Source organism: Hylemonella sp. GW821-FHT12C09 (assembly GCF_058807395.1).
Window position 1 is genome coordinate 447,750 of the sequence record NZ_JBXAQQ010000001.1, and the last position, 14,333, is coordinate 462,082.

12 protein-coding genes are annotated in these 14,333 nt (G+C 67.4%); 7 read left to right on the top strand and 5 right to left on the bottom strand.

All coding sequences use genetic code 11. The annotated features are described in order from the left end of the window. The first annotated feature begins 24 nt into the window (after positions 1-24). Entirely contained in the window at positions 25-369 is a 345-nt protein-coding gene (locus AC1RRP_RS02265; RefSeq protein ID WP_493032829.1) for a copper-binding protein, read from the top strand. A 24-nt stretch (positions 370-393) separates the two neighbouring features. On the opposite strand, the gene AC1RRP_RS02270 is transcribed toward AC1RRP_RS02265, so the two are convergent. Further along, positions 394-1,482 carry a PA0069 family radical SAM protein gene (locus AC1RRP_RS02270; protein ID WP_493032831.1) on the bottom strand — a complete coding sequence of 363 codons (1,089 nt, stop codon included), beginning with the start codon at positions 1,480-1,482 and terminating at the stop codon, positions 394-396. A gap of 145 nt (positions 1,483-1,627) precedes the next feature. Between AC1RRP_RS02270 and AC1RRP_RS02275 the strand changes: the two genes are divergently transcribed. The 4 genes from AC1RRP_RS02275 (at position 1,628) to AC1RRP_RS02290 (ending at position 4,922) form a co-directional block, all read left to right on the top strand. Further along, positions 1,628-2,005, top strand: a complete 378-nt coding sequence (locus tag AC1RRP_RS02275) for a diacylglycerol kinase (RefSeq protein ID WP_493032833.1) — start codon at positions 1,628-1,630, stop codon at positions 2,003-2,005. Positions 2,006-2,137: 132 nt separating this feature from the next. Further along, on the top strand, positions 2,138-2,575 hold the full coding sequence (locus AC1RRP_RS02280) for a septal ring lytic transglycosylase RlpA family protein (protein WP_493032835.1): 438 nt from the start codon (positions 2,138-2,140) through the stop codon (positions 2,573-2,575). A gap of 22 nt (positions 2,576-2,597) precedes the next feature. Further along, a complete protein-coding gene (locus AC1RRP_RS02285; RefSeq protein WP_493032836.1) occupies positions 2,598-3,602 on the top strand; it encodes a P1 family peptidase in 1,005 nt (334 codons plus the stop codon). 9 nt (positions 3,603-3,611) lie between these two features. Continuing rightward, on the top strand, positions 3,612-4,922 hold the full coding sequence (locus AC1RRP_RS02290) for a TAXI family TRAP transporter solute-binding subunit (protein ID WP_493032838.1): 1,311 nt from the start codon (positions 3,612-3,614) through the stop codon (positions 4,920-4,922). 87 nt (positions 4,923-5,009) lie between these two features. On the opposite strand, the gene AC1RRP_RS02295 is transcribed toward AC1RRP_RS02290, so the two are convergent. The 3 genes from AC1RRP_RS02295 to AC1RRP_RS02305 are packed head-to-tail and all read right to left on the bottom strand — an operon-like array spanning position 5,010 to position 11,198. Beyond that, complete coding sequence (locus AC1RRP_RS02295) at positions 5,010-7,148, bottom strand: DUF1631 family protein (RefSeq protein ID WP_493032839.1); 2,139 nt, start codon at positions 7,146-7,148, stop codon at positions 5,010-5,012. 39 nt (positions 7,149-7,187) lie between these two features. Beyond that, a complete protein-coding gene (ettA, locus tag AC1RRP_RS02300) occupies positions 7,188-8,849 on the bottom strand; it encodes an energy-dependent translational throttle protein EttA (protein ID WP_493032841.1) in 1,662 nt (553 codons plus the stop codon). Positions 8,850-8,903: 54 nt separating this feature from the next. Then, positions 8,904-11,198 carry a DUF1631 family protein gene (locus AC1RRP_RS02305; protein WP_493032843.1) on the bottom strand — a complete coding sequence of 765 codons (2,295 nt, stop codon included), beginning with the start codon at positions 11,196-11,198 and terminating at the stop codon, positions 8,904-8,906. A gap of 350 nt (positions 11,199-11,548) precedes the next feature. Here AC1RRP_RS02305 and AC1RRP_RS02310 point away from each other — a divergent pair, with 350 nt between their 5' ends. Beyond that, entirely contained in the window at positions 11,549-13,207 is a 1,659-nt protein-coding gene (locus tag AC1RRP_RS02310; protein ID WP_493032845.1) for a DEAD/DEAH box helicase, read from the top strand. 133 nt (positions 13,208-13,340) lie between these two features. Here AC1RRP_RS02310 and AC1RRP_RS02315 read toward each other — a convergent pair whose 3' ends face one another. Then, positions 13,341-13,724, bottom strand: a complete 384-nt coding sequence (locus tag AC1RRP_RS02315) for a cupin domain-containing protein (RefSeq protein WP_493032847.1) — start codon at positions 13,722-13,724, stop codon at positions 13,341-13,343. 104 nt (positions 13,725-13,828) lie between these two features. On the opposite strand from AC1RRP_RS02315, the gene gloA reads away from it, so the two are divergent. Continuing rightward, on the top strand, positions 13,829-14,215 hold the full coding sequence (gene gloA, locus AC1RRP_RS02320; RefSeq protein ID WP_493032849.1) for a lactoylglutathione lyase: 387 nt from the start codon (positions 13,829-13,831) through the stop codon (positions 14,213-14,215). Positions 14,216-14,333: the final 118 nt, after the last annotated feature.

Sequence of the window (14,333 nt, forward strand, 5' to 3'; positions counted from 1 at the left end):
ACCCGCCTGAAGATGAGACCCCCCATGAACCAGCTCTCCACCCTGACCCTCTCCCTGCTGCTGGCCCTCAGCGGCCCCCTCCTGGCCCACGAAACCGGCAAGACGCATGGCCACGATGGCGCCAGCCCGAGCAGCAACGCCCGGCCCCAGGTCGAAGCCGTCGTGCGTACGGTGGACAAGTCGGCGAAGAAGATCACCCTGAGGCACGGCGAGATCCCCAACCTCGACATGGGGCCGATGACCATGGTGTTCCAGGTCCAGGACCCCGCCTTGCTGGACAAGGTCAAGGCCGGCGACAACGTGCGCTTCACCGCCGAGCAGATCAAGGGCGCCTACACGGTGCTGACCATCGAACCGGTACAGAAGTAAGGCGTACGGCGCAAGGCACGCCCGCTAGAACAGGCTGCCCTGCCCGCGCGCCAGACCGGGGCGGAACAGCGAGAGGTCAAGTTCCACCCGCCCGCGGTTCAGGCCGTGGCGGGCGCAGGCCTTGTGGAAGCGCTGGCGTATCAGGTCGGCCCACAGGCCGCTGCCTTTCATGCGCGTGGCGTAGTTGCTGTCGTAGTCCTTGCCGCCGCGCATCTCCTGGATGCGCGCCATCACGCGCGCCGCGCGCTGCGGGTAGTGCAGGCTGAGCCACTGCTGGAACACTTCGTTGAGTTCCCAGGGCAGGCGCAGCACGGTGTAGAAGGCACTTTGGGCGCCGGCCGCCGCGGCCGCTTCCAGCACCTGCTCCATGTCTTCGTTGATGAAGGGAATCTGCGGCGCCACGCTCACGCCCACCGGCACGCCGGCCTCGGCCAGGGCACGGATGGTGCGCAGGCGGCGCTGCGGTGAGGCGGCGCGCGGCTCCAGCCGGCGCGCGAGTTCGCCGTCCAGCGTGGTGATGGTCACATACACCGCCGCCAGATGCTCCTGCGCCATGGGTGCGATCAGGTCCAGGTCGCGCTCCACGCCGCTGGACTTGGTGATGATGGAGAAGGGATGGCGCGCCTCGCGCAGCACCTCGATGAGCGAGCGCGTGATCTTCAGCTCACGCTCCACCGGCTGGTAGGCATCGGTGACCGAACCGATGACGATCATGCTGGGCTGGTAGGCCCGGGCCGAAAGTTCCTGACGCAACAGTTCAGCCAGGCCGCGCTTGGCGATGATCACGCGCTCGAAATCCAGCCCCGGCGACAGGCCCAGGTAGCTGTGCGTGGGCCGGGCGTAGCAGTAACTGCAGCCATGCTCGCACCCGCGGTAGGGGTTGATCGACTGGTCGAAGGCGATGTCGGGCGAATCGTTGCCGACCAGCGCGCTGCGGGCGTCCTCCCAGCGGACTTCCGTCTGCAGTTTCGGCGCCTCCGCCGACCAGGCCTCGTCCCAGGTCGACCAGCCGTCGTCAAACGCCGCGCGGGCATCCTGCTCGAAGCGGTGCGCGTTGCGCGTGGCCGCGCCCCGCCCCTTGAGGGTCTGCAGGGGAATCTTGAAGTCAGCCATGGTCAGGCCTGCCCTGCGGGCTGCGCACGCGCGGGTAAGTCCCGAGCGGGCCCGCCCACCGGCTCGTTAGAGTGACGGACCGTAGCGTCGGAACTTGCCCGGAAACATAACTGTACATAAATACAGTATAGAACGATCCCGCACCATGCATCAGCCCTTCAGCTTCGCCGCGCGCCTGCACAGCTTTCGTTATGCACTGGCTGGCCTGCGCACCCTGCTGCTGACCCAGCACAACGCATGGCTCCATACCGTGGCCACGGTCGTGGTGGTGGCGGCCGGTCTGGTCCTGGGGCTGTCGCGGGCCGACTGGTGCTGGCTGGTGCTGGCCATGACGCTGGTCTGGATGGCCGAGGCCCTCAACACCGCGCTGGAGTTCCTGGCCGATGCCGTCACGCAGGAATTCCACCCCCTGATCCTGCAGGCCAAGGACGTGGCCGCGGCCGCCGTGCTGATCGCCGCCATCGGGGCCCTGCTCATCGGGCTGCTGGTCTTCGGCCCCCATCTCTGGTCACGGTTCGCCTGAGCCGGTACCGGGCCCGCGCCACAGAGCAGCGCCGTCTGTCGCGTCCATGCGGCAATCCGTCGCGACAGGGCCCTGGGCAGGGACATCCCGGCGCACGGCTCGGTATAGTGAACCGCGACCACGGAGCGCCCCATGTCCCAGAACCCTGCCACAGTCCTCCCCCCACCGCCGCTGCGCCTGCTGGCCGGCTGGCTCTGCGCCGCGGTCCTGCTGGCCCTGGCCGGCTGCAGCAGCACGCCCAAATCCGGCAGCGGTGGTGGCGCATCCGCTGCCAGCGGGCACAGCGAAACGGGCCAGGCTTCTTATTACGGCAATGAGTTCCACGGCCGCAAGACCGCCAACGGCGAGCTGTTCGACCAGGCCAAGCTGACGGCCGCACACCGCACCCTGCCCTTTGGCACGCGGCTCAAGGTCACCAACACGCAGACCGGCAAGAGCGTGATGGTGCGCGTGAACGACCGCGGGCCTTTCGTGAAGGGACGCATCATCGACCTCTCCAGTTCGGCCTTCAAGGCCATCGCCAGCATCAACGCCGGCGTGGTGCCGGTACGCATCCAGGTCGTCGACTAGGCAGGATGCGCATAATCGGCGCATGACTTTCCAGCACTTGCCCTACCCGGGCGCCATCACCGACGTGGCCGGCATCGAAGTCGGTCATGACTCCGATCCACGTCGTCCCACCGGTTGCAGCGTCGTGATCGCACGTGAGGGTGCCATCGGCGGCGTCGACGTGCGTGGCGCCGCGCCCGGCACACGCGAAACCGATCTGCTGCACCCAGGCAACCTGGTGCCCCACGTTCACGCCGTGCTGCTGGCCGGCGGCAGCGCCTGGGGCCTGGACGCCGCCGGCGGCGTGATGCGCTGGCTGGAAGAAAACGAGATCGGCCTGGACACCGGCCACGGCCTGGTGCCCATCGTGCCGGCGGCCGTGGTGTTCGACCTGGGTGTGGGCGATGGACGCATCCGCCCCGACGCCGCATCCGGCCACCGGGCCTGCATGGCCGCCAGCCACAGCACGCCGGCCCAGGGCAATGTGGGCGCAGGCAGCGGGGCGCTGGTAGGCAAGCTGCTGGGCATGGCGCGCGCCATGAAAGGCGGCGTGGGCACGGCCTCGGTCAGCGCCAGCGGTTTCACTGTGGGCGCGCTGGTGGTCTGCAACGCAGTGGGCGACGTGCTGGAGCCGGCCACCGGGCAGGTGATCGCCGGCGCCCGCACGGCCGACGGCCATGCCCTGCAGAACACGCGCGACGCGATGCTGGACGGGCACCTGCCGCAACACCTGCTGGCGGGCAACAACACCACCATCGGCGTGATCGCCACCGACGCCGTGCTGAGCAAGACCCAGGCCCAGCGCCTGGCCCAGGTGGCGCACGACGGGCTGGCGCGCAGCATCAACCCTGTGCACACCATGCTCGACGGCGACACGCTGTTTGCGCTGGGCACCGGGACCAGCGGCAAGGAAGCCGACATGCTGCTGCTGGCCACCCTGGCGGCCGAGGCGACAGCACGCGCCGTGGTCAATGCGGTGCATGCGGCACAGGGCCTGACAGTCGGCGAGCAGCACTGGCCCAGTGCGGCCGAGTTCGCCGCCAGCTGAAGCACCCCCATGCCTGCTGCCCTGCGCCACACCCTGCTCTCCTTGCGCGACCTCTGGGCCTCGGCTGCGCCCTTCGTGCTGCTGGCCCTCTTGCTGCTGACGCTGGCCTACTGGTGGCTGGACCCGATGCCGCCGCGGCGCATCACGCTGGCCACCGGGCCCGCGCAAAGTGCCTATGACGAGCTGGGCAAGCGTTATGCCCAGTCCCTGGCGGCCTATGGCATCCAGGTCCAGCTCCGGCCCAGCCAGGGCGCGGCTGACAACCTGGCCCTGCTGCGCGCGGGAGAGGTGGACATCGGCTTCGTGCAAGGCGGCACGGCCGCCCCGAGCGAAGACGACGAACTCGAATCGCTGGGCAGCCTGTTCGTCGAGCCGGTCTGGCTGTTCTACCGCGCCGACGCCGCGCGCAAGGTGAACCGCCAGGGCAAGCTGAGCGCGCTGGGGGAACTCAAGGGCCTGCGCCTGAACGTGGGCGCCGAGGGCAGCGGCGTGCCGCGCCTGATGGAGCGACTGTTCGAGGCCAACCGCATCGCCCCGGCCAGCATGCGGCTCTCGCGCCTGGATCAGACGCCGGCGGTGATGGCGCTGCTGGCCGGCGAGATCGACGCACTGGTGCTGGCTTCGGCACCCGAATCGCTGATGGTGCAGATGCTGCTGCAGACGCCGGACGTGCGGCTGATGGACTTCAGCCAGAGTGAAGCCTATGCGCGCCGCTTCACCTTTCTCACACCGGTCACCTTGCCGCGTGGCGTGGTGGACCTGGCGCGGGACATTCCGGCGCAGGATGTGCGCCTGATCGCCACCACCACCACCCTGCTGGCCACACCCGACGTGCACCCGGCCCTGCTGCAGCTGTTCTCGCAGGCCGCACTCAAGCTGCACGGACCGGCGGGCTGGTTCAACCGGGCCCGCGAATTCCCGAACGCCGGGCAGACCGAGTTTCCGCTGGCCCAGGAAGCCGAGCGCACGCTCAAGAACGGCGTGCCGCTGCTGCAGCGTTACCTGTCTTTCACGCTGGCCAATCTGCTGGAACGCATGTGGCTGGCACTGGGCATCATCATCGCCATCCTGCTGCCGCTGAGCCGCATCGTGCCGCCGCTGTACGAATTCCGCATCCGCTCCCGCGTGTTCCGCTGGTACGGGCAACTGCGCCAGATCGAGGAACGCATGCAGTCCGGCGACGGCAGCCGCGAGGAGCTGCTGCAGGCGCTGAACCAATTGGAAGGGCGCGCGGCCAGGGTGAAGGTGCCTTTGTCGTATGCCGACGAGCTCTACGCGCTGCGCAACTATATCGAGATGGTGCGCAAACGGCTGAGCTGACCATCGCCACCCGGAACTTGCGAAGAAATCGCAGCGAGCGACCCGGGCGCAAGACGGACGCAGCGCCGTGGATTCACTCGCAAGTTCTCAGGCCGGCGGATCGGCCTGGATGTCCATGTAGACGCTGTTGCGCATGGCCAGTTCGGCCACGGCATCGAAGGCGCGCTCGACCACCGGCCCCTGTGCCACCAGGCGCAGGTGTTCCCGCGCGACCAGGCGGTCGAACATGCGTCGTGTCATGGAGTGGTTGGCGCCCCCTGCGCTGGAGAACAGGCACAGGTTCGCGTTGTCGCTCAGCCAGGCCAGTTGCAGGCGCATCCACTGCCCGCTGACCAGCAACTCGACCCAGTGCCCCGGCTGCAGCTGGTCCAGCGAGAGCGCTGGCAGCGCCGATGCCGCAGCCTCGTCGGGCGGCAGCTGTCCATCATCGCCCTCCCCTGCCACCAGGCCCATGGGCTCGGTCGCCGGGAATTCGGCCGGAAACCCGGCCGGCACCGTGGCAGAAAAATCGGGGGCATCCTCCGCCCCCAGGTCGTCCATGAAGCCGGAATCGCGCGCCTCCTCGGGCGCCAGCCAGGTCTTGGCCACGGGTGGGGCCGCCGGCTTCGGGCTGCGTGCGGCGCCGCTGTCCAGGCCTCCCTGGTGCAGGGCGAAGAGCTGGTCGAGGAACTGCTGCAGCTGGTCGGGAGGGTAGTGGATGCTCTGCAGCCCCTGGCGCAGGCCCTGCACCAGTTGCGGAATGATCTTGACCAGCTGCCCTGGCTGCTGGCGCACCTGGTCAGGTCGCACGCTCCAGAACAGGTCTTCGAGCAGGGCCACGTGGTCGGGTGCGCCGGGCTGCTCGACCTTGCCCTCGATCTGGGCCTGCGCCATGACCTGGGCCCAGGGACCGCAGGCGAAGTCCACCACGAGGTCGGGCACCAGCACCGCGCCCGGCTGCTTGCGGATGTGTGCGGCAATCTGGCGCGCCAGCTGGTTGCGTTTCTCGGCCTGTTGCAGCGCCTGCACCGCGGCCTGCTGCTGCACCTGGCGGCGTTGTTCGGCCTGCGACCAGATGTGGCGCAGGCGCACCAGCACGCGCGCGAAGGTCTCGGACGCACCCGCGGCCGGGTTCAGGCGAGCCAGCGTGTCGCGCATGTCGGCCAGGAATTCGGCGAAACCCTCGGCCTCGACCCGGTCGTACGCAAAGCTGTGCTGCGCCAGTTCCTCGAGCAGCTGGCGTGCCGGATGCTGCTTGTCGCTGAAGAAATGCAGGTCGCTGCGGGCCAGCTGCAGCAAGGCCGGCTTGAGCCCGGCAATGAGCTCGCGCACCGGCGGCAGGATGCGCTCATCGCCGGTGATGCTGGCGAGGATGAGCTTGACCACTTCCTGCACCAGCTGGTCGGCACCAGGCGTCGCACCCGAGACGAGGCCGTGCAACTGCTGCACGGTCAGCTGGCCGGCATAGACCTGCTGCGCAAGTCCGCCCTGCGACGGTGGCATCGGTGCCGGCCCGCTCGCCATGGCACCCCGAACGGGCGAGACCTGGGCGGGCGCCTGTCCCGCGCCGGAGGAAGCCGTACGCTGGATGACATAACCCACCGGCTGGACCTTCTGCATCTTCAGGTAGGCCAGCAGTTCCTGGTAAACCGGACGCAGGCCCTTGCCCAGCAAGGGCACCATGATCTGACGGCACTGTGTCTGCGCGGCGCTGTCGCCCTGCATCTCGCTGATCAGGCCCTGCAGGGCATCGACATACACCTCGGGCCGGAAGGGGTTGCGTTCCGGGCGCACCTGGTCGAAACCCAGGAGGGCGCTGACCAGGGTGTTGAGTTCGGTCAGCTCGTGCTCGGAATCCTGCAGTGCCTGCTGCAGGCCGCGCACCGCGCTGATGCGCATCTGCACCTCCTGCTCGTCCATGAGCTCCAGCTGCTCGAACTTGATGCTGGCAGGGCCCGCGTCCAGGGTGGTGGTCACGGGGTTGTCGCCCAGTTCACGCTCGAAGGCGCGTTGCAGGGTCTCGGGGAAACGTGCGCGCATCTCCGGCGCGGACTGCACCAGGACCGAGACCACGCGGGAACGGGCATCGCGCGCCAGCAGGTCGCGCGTCTGGTCGATCTGCTGCTGCAGGGTCTCGCGGGTCCGGCGCAGCACGCCGTCCATGATGTCGAGGCCCCGGCGCGAGGCCTCGCGCATCAGGCCGTCGAGCTGGGCACTGCGGGCGACCGGTTGTGGACGTGTGCTCATGTGTGCAGCTTCCGCAGATGGACGATGCCGCTTTGTACCCTATTTGAGGGCCTTGAAGCGCACGCGATGCGGTTTGGCGCCCTCTTCACCCAGGCGTTTCTTCTTGTCGGCTTCGTACTCCTGGTAGTTGCCGTCGAAGAAGGTCCACTGGCTGTCGCCTTCGGCGGCCAGGATGTGGGTGCAGATGCGGTCCAGGAACCAGCGGTCATGGCTGATGACCATGACCGAGCCGGCAAACTCCAGCAGCGCGTCTTCCAGCGCGCGCAGGGTTTCCACGTCCAGATCGTTGGAGGGCTCGTCCAGCAGCAGGGTGTTGCCGCCGGCGATCAGGGTCTTGGCCAGGTGCAGGCGGCCGCGCTCACCGCCCGAGAGCGTGCCCACGCGTTTCTGCTGGTCGCCGCCGTTGAAGTTGAAGCGGCCGCAATAGGCGCGGCTGGCCATCTGGAACTTGCCCACGGTCAGGATGTCCAGGCCGCCGGAAACGTCTTCCCACACCGTCTTCTCGTTGGACAGATCATCTCGGGTCTGGTCGACAAAGGCCATTTTCACGGTCTGGCCGATCTTGACCTCGCCGCTGTCGGGCTGTTCCTTGCCCGCGATCAGCTTGAACAGCGTGGACTTGCCGGCACCGTTGGGGCCGATGATGCCGACGATGGCACCCGCAGGCACCTTGAAGCTCAGGTTGTCGATCAGCAGGCGGTCGCCGAAGGACTTGCTGACGTTCTTGAACTCGATCACTTCATTGCCCAGGCGGTCGGCCACGGGGATGAAGATTTCCTGCGTCTCGTTGCGCTTCTGGTATTCGTAGTCGGACAGTTCCTCGAAGCGGGCCAGGCGGGCCTTGCTCTTGGCCTGGCGCGCCTTGGGGTTCTGGCGCGACCATTCCAGTTCCTTCTTCAGCGCCTTGGCGCGGGACTCTTCGCCCTTCTGCTCCTGCTCCAGGCGGGCCTGCTTCTGCTGCAGCCATTCGCTGTAGTTGCCCTTGTAGGGGATGCCCGAGCCGCGGTCCATTTCCAGGATCCATTCGGCCGCGTTGTCCAGGAAGTAGCGGTCGTGGGTGATGGCCACCACCGTGCCGGAGTAACGCTGCAGGAACTGCTCCAGCCAGTCCACCGATTCGGCGTCCAGGTGGTTGGTGGGCTCGTCGAGCAGCAGCATGTCGGGTTTGGACAGCAGCAGGCGGCACAGCGCCACCCGGCGCTTTTCGCCACCGGAAAGCTTGCCGATCACGGCATCCCAGGGCGGCAGTCGCAGCGCGTCGGCGGCGATTTCCAGCTGGTGGTCACCGCCGTCGCCGGCGGTGGCGATGATGGCTTCGAGCTTGGCCTGCTCGGCGGCCAGGGCGTCGAAATCGGCGTTCTCGTCGGCATAGGCCGCGTACACCTCTTCCAGACGGGCCTGCGCAGCCTTGGATTCGCCCATGCCGCCCTCGACGGCCTGGCGCACGGTTTCATTGGGGTCGAGCTGCGGTTCCTGCGGCAGGTAGCCGATCTTCAGGCCGGCCATGGGAATGGCCTCGCCCTCGAACTCCTTGTCGACGCCGGCCATGATCTTGAGCAGCGTGGACTTGCCCGAGCCGTTGAGGCCGAGCACGCCGATCTTGGCACCGGGGAAGAAGGACAGGGAGATGTCCTTGAGGATGTAACGCTTCGGCGGCACGATCTTGCCGAGGCGGTTCATGGAAAAGACGTATTGGGCCATGGACGGTGGATTCTGCGGGGTAAAACCCGCATTATCCCCGCCTGCCGGGCTCCCTCAGGTTTTGGACTGGTTGCGGGCGTTGAGCAGCGCCGTCTGGGCCACGGCGTCCAGCGCGTTGTCCACCATGTGGCGCTCGGACACGATGCGCATGAGGCCGCGCGTGCGCAGCTGTTCCATGGTGCGGCGCGACATGGAGTGCGCCAGCCCCTTGCCCGAGATGAACATGAAAAGGGTGCCGTGCGGGCTGGCCCAGGTCAGCTGGGCGCGCACCCACTCGCCCTTGAGCTGCAGCTCGACCCAGCAGCCGATGGCCAGCTCGGCGGCGTTCCAGGCGCCGGACACCGGTGCGCCAGCAGGCGCCGCACCCGGCATGACATCACCCTCGGGCAGGTAGCCGGCCTCGTCGGCCTCGTGGCCGGCCATCCAGATCTGGTCAGAGGCGGCGGCCTCGATCACGCCGAAGCCGGTGCTTTCCTCGTCCGACTCCTGCGAAAATTCCTGGGGCAGCTCGTCGGGGAAGCCATCGAGTTCGGTGACTTCCAGGCCTTCGACCGGACCGCCCAGCTCCTCGGGCAGCACCATGGGCTGAGCCGGGGGAGCCGGTGAGGCCGGCGCAGGCGCCGGGGCAGGCTGCACCTTGGGCGGCTCAAAGGCTTTCTCGTGCAGGGCGATCAGCTGGTCCAGGAAACGCGGGATGCGCTCCGGCGGGTAGTCGATGAGCAGCAGGCCATGACGCAGCTTGACCAGCAGATTGGGCACCAGCTGCACCAGGCGATCGCGGTTGCGTCGCGCCAGCTTGCCCTGCACGCTCCAGATCAGGTCATCCACCAGGTCCAGGTAGCCCTGTCCGTCGGTCGTACCGTCGGGGTTGCGCAGCTGCGATTCGGCCACCACCTGGGCCCAGGGGCCGCACAGGAAGGCGGCCACAAAATCCGGAACCTTCTTGTCGCGCAGGCGTTCCTGGAAGTCTGCCGCGAGCCGCTGCGCCAGCATGTTGCGCTGTTCGGCATGCATCAGCGCGCGCGCCGCATCTTCCTGCTTGGCCCGCAGCGCCAGGTCCACCCGCGACCACTGGGCATCGAGCATGGTCAGCGCCCGGGCAAAGGACTCGGGGTGACCGTCGCTGCCCAGCAGCTCAAGCACCGACGATGACACCATCTTCAGAAAGCGCTGGAAACGCTCGTCATTCTCGGTCTTGTAACCCAGGCTCTGGTGCGTGATGCGGTCCAGGAACTGGCGCGCCGGGTGTTTGCGCTCGGTGAAGAAACGCGGGTCGGCCTGGGCCAGGCGCAACAACAGCGGCTCCAGCTCCTTGACCTGGGCCCGCACCGGCGGCAACAGGCGCTGGTCCTTGCCCAGGTTTTCCATCATGAGACGCACGACCTCTTCGCCCAGCTGCTGGCCGAGCTCGCGGTTCATGTTGGTGCTCTTGCCCTTGGCCGCGGCCTTGGCGTCCTTGAGGGCGCGTTCGCTCAGGCGCTTGATCATGGGCTCGACCATGCGCAGGTCTTCCAGCGCCACCATGGAGGCCGGCACCGTGTGCAGGAAATCCTTGCCCCGGTTGCTCCCCCCGTTGAGATCGATCTCCGTCGTCAGCAGGCGACGCAGCTTGTCCAGCGTCAGCATGGTGCGGGTGACCGGGTGCTCGGCCGGCGTGCCGCCCGGCGCCGGCGCGGCGGAGGTCAGCAGCGGCACCACGGGCTCGATCCCTTGCGAACGCAGCCAGTCGCCCAGCTCCTTGTAGAGCGTGCGCAGGCTGTGGCCCAGGATGCCGGCGGCCGGGGTGATCAGCGCGGTGCGCGCCTGCTCGCTGGGCACGTGCTGCAGCAGGGTCTCGCGCAAGGCGCGGGCAAAGGTCTCCGGGCGCAGGGGGTTGAGGTGGGCCTGCACCGACATCCAGCCCATCAGGCTGCTGATCAGGGCATTGAGCGGCGGCATCACCTCGTCCACCGCCATCTGGATCTCCTGCTGCGCCATGGCGAACTCGATGTTGGCGTCGAGCTGGCCTTCGTCGAGCAGCTGGATGTCCTCGAAGCGCACCAGCGCCTCCGGGTCGCTGGCATGGCTGCCGCTGCGGTAGATCGCCAGGCGCAGTTGCACGCCGAAGGTGGCGCGCACGGCCTCGGCCTGGCGGCGCAATTCCTCGACGATGGGCAGGCTCAGGCCGCGTTCGTTGACCTTGGAAACCTTGCCGCCGACCTGATGCATGGCCAGATCCAGGCCCTTGATCACGTCATCGATCAGCGGGCCGGACTGCTCCAGCACCGCCTCGATGCAATCGTGCAGGGACGGCTTCTCAAGGGTCGGATCATCCGACACGCCCAGACGCCGCATGCGAAACTTTTTCATGGATTCTTTGCTCATTGCCCGGGCTCGTGCACGGTGCTTGTTACATTTTCTACCGAGTCCATGACAGCGCCCACACCTTGACAACATTTTGTTACGGGTATGACAAAAATGGCGAGAAGGAACAATTTCCGTCAAATAACGGCGCCTGGCAAGCATCATCCGCCGAAGCATGCGACAATGATGTCCGTTGCCGTTCAGTTGCGCGCAACATCAGCACACTGCTGGGGGCTTTGTCACCGCGTCCCGCGGACCGACGGTCTCACCCTTGAACCCTATCTGCCTTTGACTGGCCAGGTACCCCAGGTACCTGTACTGGCCGATATCCCAGCGCCCGGATGGGCGCCATCACCATGAACTTTGAAGATCTGAAATTGGCTCCGGCCATCCTGAAGGCTGTGCGCGAGCAGGGCTATGAGACCCCCACGGCCATCCAGGCCCAGGCGATTCCGCTGGTGCTCGAGGGCCACGACCTGCTCGGCGGCGCCCAGACCGGCACCGGCAAGACCGCCGCCTTCACCCTGCCCCTGCTGCATCGCCTGACCATGAGCCGCAGCGCGCAGAACAAATGGGGCGGCACCGGCATCCGCGCCCTGGTGCTCACCCCCACGCGCGAACTCGCCGCCCAGGTCGAGGAATCGGTCCAGACCTACGGCAAGTACCTGCAGCTGAGCTCCACCGTCGTCTTCGGCGGTGTGGGCATGAACCCGCAGATCAACCGCCTCAAGAAGGGCGTGGACATCCTGGTGGCCACCCCGGGCCGCCTGCTGGACCTGCAGCAGCAGGGTTTCCTGGACCTGTCCACCGTGCAGACCCTGGTGCTCGACGAAGCCGACCGCATGCTGGACATGGGCTTCATCCATGACGTGAAGAAGGTGCTGGCCCTGGTGCCCAAGGACAAGCAGAGCCTGCTGTTCTCGGCCACCTTCAGCGACGAGATCCGTGAACTGGCCAACGGCCTGCTCAAGAACCCGCAGAGCGTGCAGGTCACGCCGCGCAACACCACGGTGCAGCGCATCACCCAGGTCATCCACCCGGTGGGCCGCGGCAAGAAGAAAGCCCTGCTGGCCCACATCATTCAGCAGCACAACTGGAGCCAGGTGCTGGTCTTCGTGCGCACCAAGTTCGGCGCCAACAACGTGGCCGAGTACCTCGAAAAGAACGGCATCACCGCCATGGCGCTGCACGGCAACAAGAGCCAGGGGGCCCGCACCCAGGCGCTGGCCGGCTTCAAGAGCGGTGACGTGCGCGCCCTGGTGGCCACCGACATCGCCGCACGCGGCATCGACATCGACGAGCTGCCGCACGTGGTGAACTACGAGATCCCCAACGTCAGCGAAGACTATGTGCACCGCATCGGCCGCACCGGCCGCGCGGGTGCCGATGGCGCTGCCGTCAACCTGGTCTGCCTCGACGAGGAAGGCTTCATGGCCGACATCGAGCGCTTCACCAAGCAGAAGATCGAAGTGCAGGTGGTCGAAGGCTTCGGCCCCGAGCCGGATGAGCGCGCCGAACCCATCGCCATGGGTCGCCAGACCATCTGGGGTGGCGCCGGCAAGCCTCCGAGCCGCGAAGTCATGGCCGCAGCGGCCAAGGCTGCGCGTTCCGAGATGATGCAGCGCATGCGCGACAACAAGGCCGGCCAGGGCGAACGCAGCAAGGGCGGCGGCCAGGGACAGGGCCAGCGCAGCGGCGGTGGGCAGAACCAGCCGCGCAGCGGCCAGGCCAAACCCCAGGGTCAACGCGCTCAAGGTCAGGGCCAGGGTCGCAACAGCGAGCCGCGCCGCAGCGGCAACGGCCCGCGCGGCCAGGGCCAGGGCGGCGGCAACGGCGGCCAGCCTGATCCGCTGCGCACCGGTACCGATGCCCTGAGCCAGGGTGGACGCCGTCGCGGCGGTGGTGGTGGGGGCGGACGTGGCCGCTCGGGTGGCCAGGGTGGTGGTGGTGGCGGCGACAGGGTCCCCGGTGGCGTCGATCCGCTGCGCACCAACTACGGCCGCATCAGCCACTGAAGCGCGCCAACATCCGGTACAAAAAAAACGGCCCTGCGGGGCCGTTTTTTTCTGAGTGGCGGCCAGCGCGGCACCCGCACAGGTGCCAGGCGCTGAACGACACCGTCCCGGTGCAGGGCCTGGTGACGCTGAATCAGCCGCGCACGAACAGCGTCACCAGCGGGTCCGGGCCGACCTGGCGGCTCCAGTGGCCGTGCACGGCCGGATCGAAGGTGGCGCCTTCGGGCAGCAGATCGGCAGAGTAGAAGTGCTGGCCGGGCCCGAAGACACGCGACACACCGCCCTGCAAGCCGATTTCCATCTGCCCCTGCAGGATGAAACACCACTGCGGCGCCCCGGTGCAGTGAAAGCTGCTGCGAAAACCCACCGGGCTGTGGCGCAACTGGTAACCGCCCGAGGCAAACACCTCGGACAACATGGACTGCGGCGTACCTAGCCCCAGCGGCAGCTGCTCCTCGCGAAAACGGGCGCGGCCGTCGGTATCGGTATAGAGGATGACTTGGTTGAAGGTGGCCATGAAGATTTCCGCTGAACAGTCCAGCCGCGATTATTCCCCAGCGGCACGGGTGCGCTGGGGAAGCGGTATGCTCCATGCCGTTTCAACCCCGCTACACCACTGCCATGAGATTCCTGCACACCATGCTGCGCGTCGGCGACATGCAACGCTCCATCGACTTCTATACCCGCATCATGGGCATGAAGCTGCTGCGCACCACCGACCGCCCCGAGCAGAAGTACGCACTGGCCTTCGTCGGCTACGCGAGCAACCCCGAACAGGCCGAGCTTGAGCTGACCTACAACTACGGCATCGACACCTACGACATGGGCGGGGCCTATGGCCATGTGGCCCTGGGCGTGGACGACATCTACGCCACCTGCGAGCAGATCCGTGCCAAGGGCGGCAACATCACGCGCGAGCCCGGCCCGGTCAAGGGCGGGGACACACTGATCGCTTTCATCACCGACCCGGACGGCTACAAGATCGAACTGATCCAGCGCGACGCCTGAACCCGCCGCCCACGCGGGGCGTGACTTTTCCGTCATAAGTCGCGAAACATCCGGCCTGGCGTCGGCCCGTCAGGACCAACACACGCTAGGATGCAGTCATGCGGGCCGGTCGGTCCGC

What these genes read in the sequence shown, in the direction of transcription:
- AC1RRP_RS02265 (WP_493032829.1), top strand. Translation starts at nt 25, where the DNA reads ATGAACCAGCTCTCCACCCTGACCCTCTCCCTGCTGCTGGCCCTCAGC.
- AC1RRP_RS02270 (WP_493032831.1), bottom strand. Translation starts at nt 1,482, where the DNA reads ATGGCTGACTTCAAGATTCCCCTGCAGACCCTCAAGGGGCGGGGCGCG.
- AC1RRP_RS02275 (WP_493032833.1), top strand. Translation starts at nt 1,628, where the DNA reads ATGCATCAGCCCTTCAGCTTCGCCGCGCGCCTGCACAGCTTTCGTTAT.
- AC1RRP_RS02280 (WP_493032835.1), top strand. Translation starts at nt 2,138, where the DNA reads ATGTCCCAGAACCCTGCCACAGTCCTCCCCCCACCGCCGCTGCGCCTG.
- AC1RRP_RS02285 (WP_493032836.1), top strand. Translation starts at nt 2,598, where the DNA reads ATGACTTTCCAGCACTTGCCCTACCCGGGCGCCATCACCGACGTGGCC.
- AC1RRP_RS02290 (WP_493032838.1), top strand. Translation starts at nt 3,612, where the DNA reads ATGCCTGCTGCCCTGCGCCACACCCTGCTCTCCTTGCGCGACCTCTGG.
- AC1RRP_RS02295 (WP_493032839.1), bottom strand. Translation starts at nt 7,148, where the DNA reads ATGAGCACACGTCCACAACCGGTCGCCCGCAGTGCCCAGCTCGACGGC.
- ettA (WP_493032841.1), bottom strand. Translation starts at nt 8,849, where the DNA reads ATGGCCCAATACGTCTTTTCCATGAACCGCCTCGGCAAGATCGTGCCG.
- AC1RRP_RS02305 (WP_493032843.1), bottom strand. Translation starts at nt 11,198, where the DNA reads ATGAAAAAGTTTCGCATGCGGCGTCTGGGCGTGTCGGATGATCCGACC.
- AC1RRP_RS02310 (WP_493032845.1), top strand. Translation starts at nt 11,549, where the DNA reads ATGAACTTTGAAGATCTGAAATTGGCTCCGGCCATCCTGAAGGCTGTG.
- AC1RRP_RS02315 (WP_493032847.1), bottom strand. Translation starts at nt 13,724, where the DNA reads ATGGCCACCTTCAACCAAGTCATCCTCTATACCGATACCGACGGCCGC.
- gloA (WP_493032849.1), top strand. Translation starts at nt 13,829, where the DNA reads ATGAGATTCCTGCACACCATGCTGCGCGTCGGCGACATGCAACGCTCC.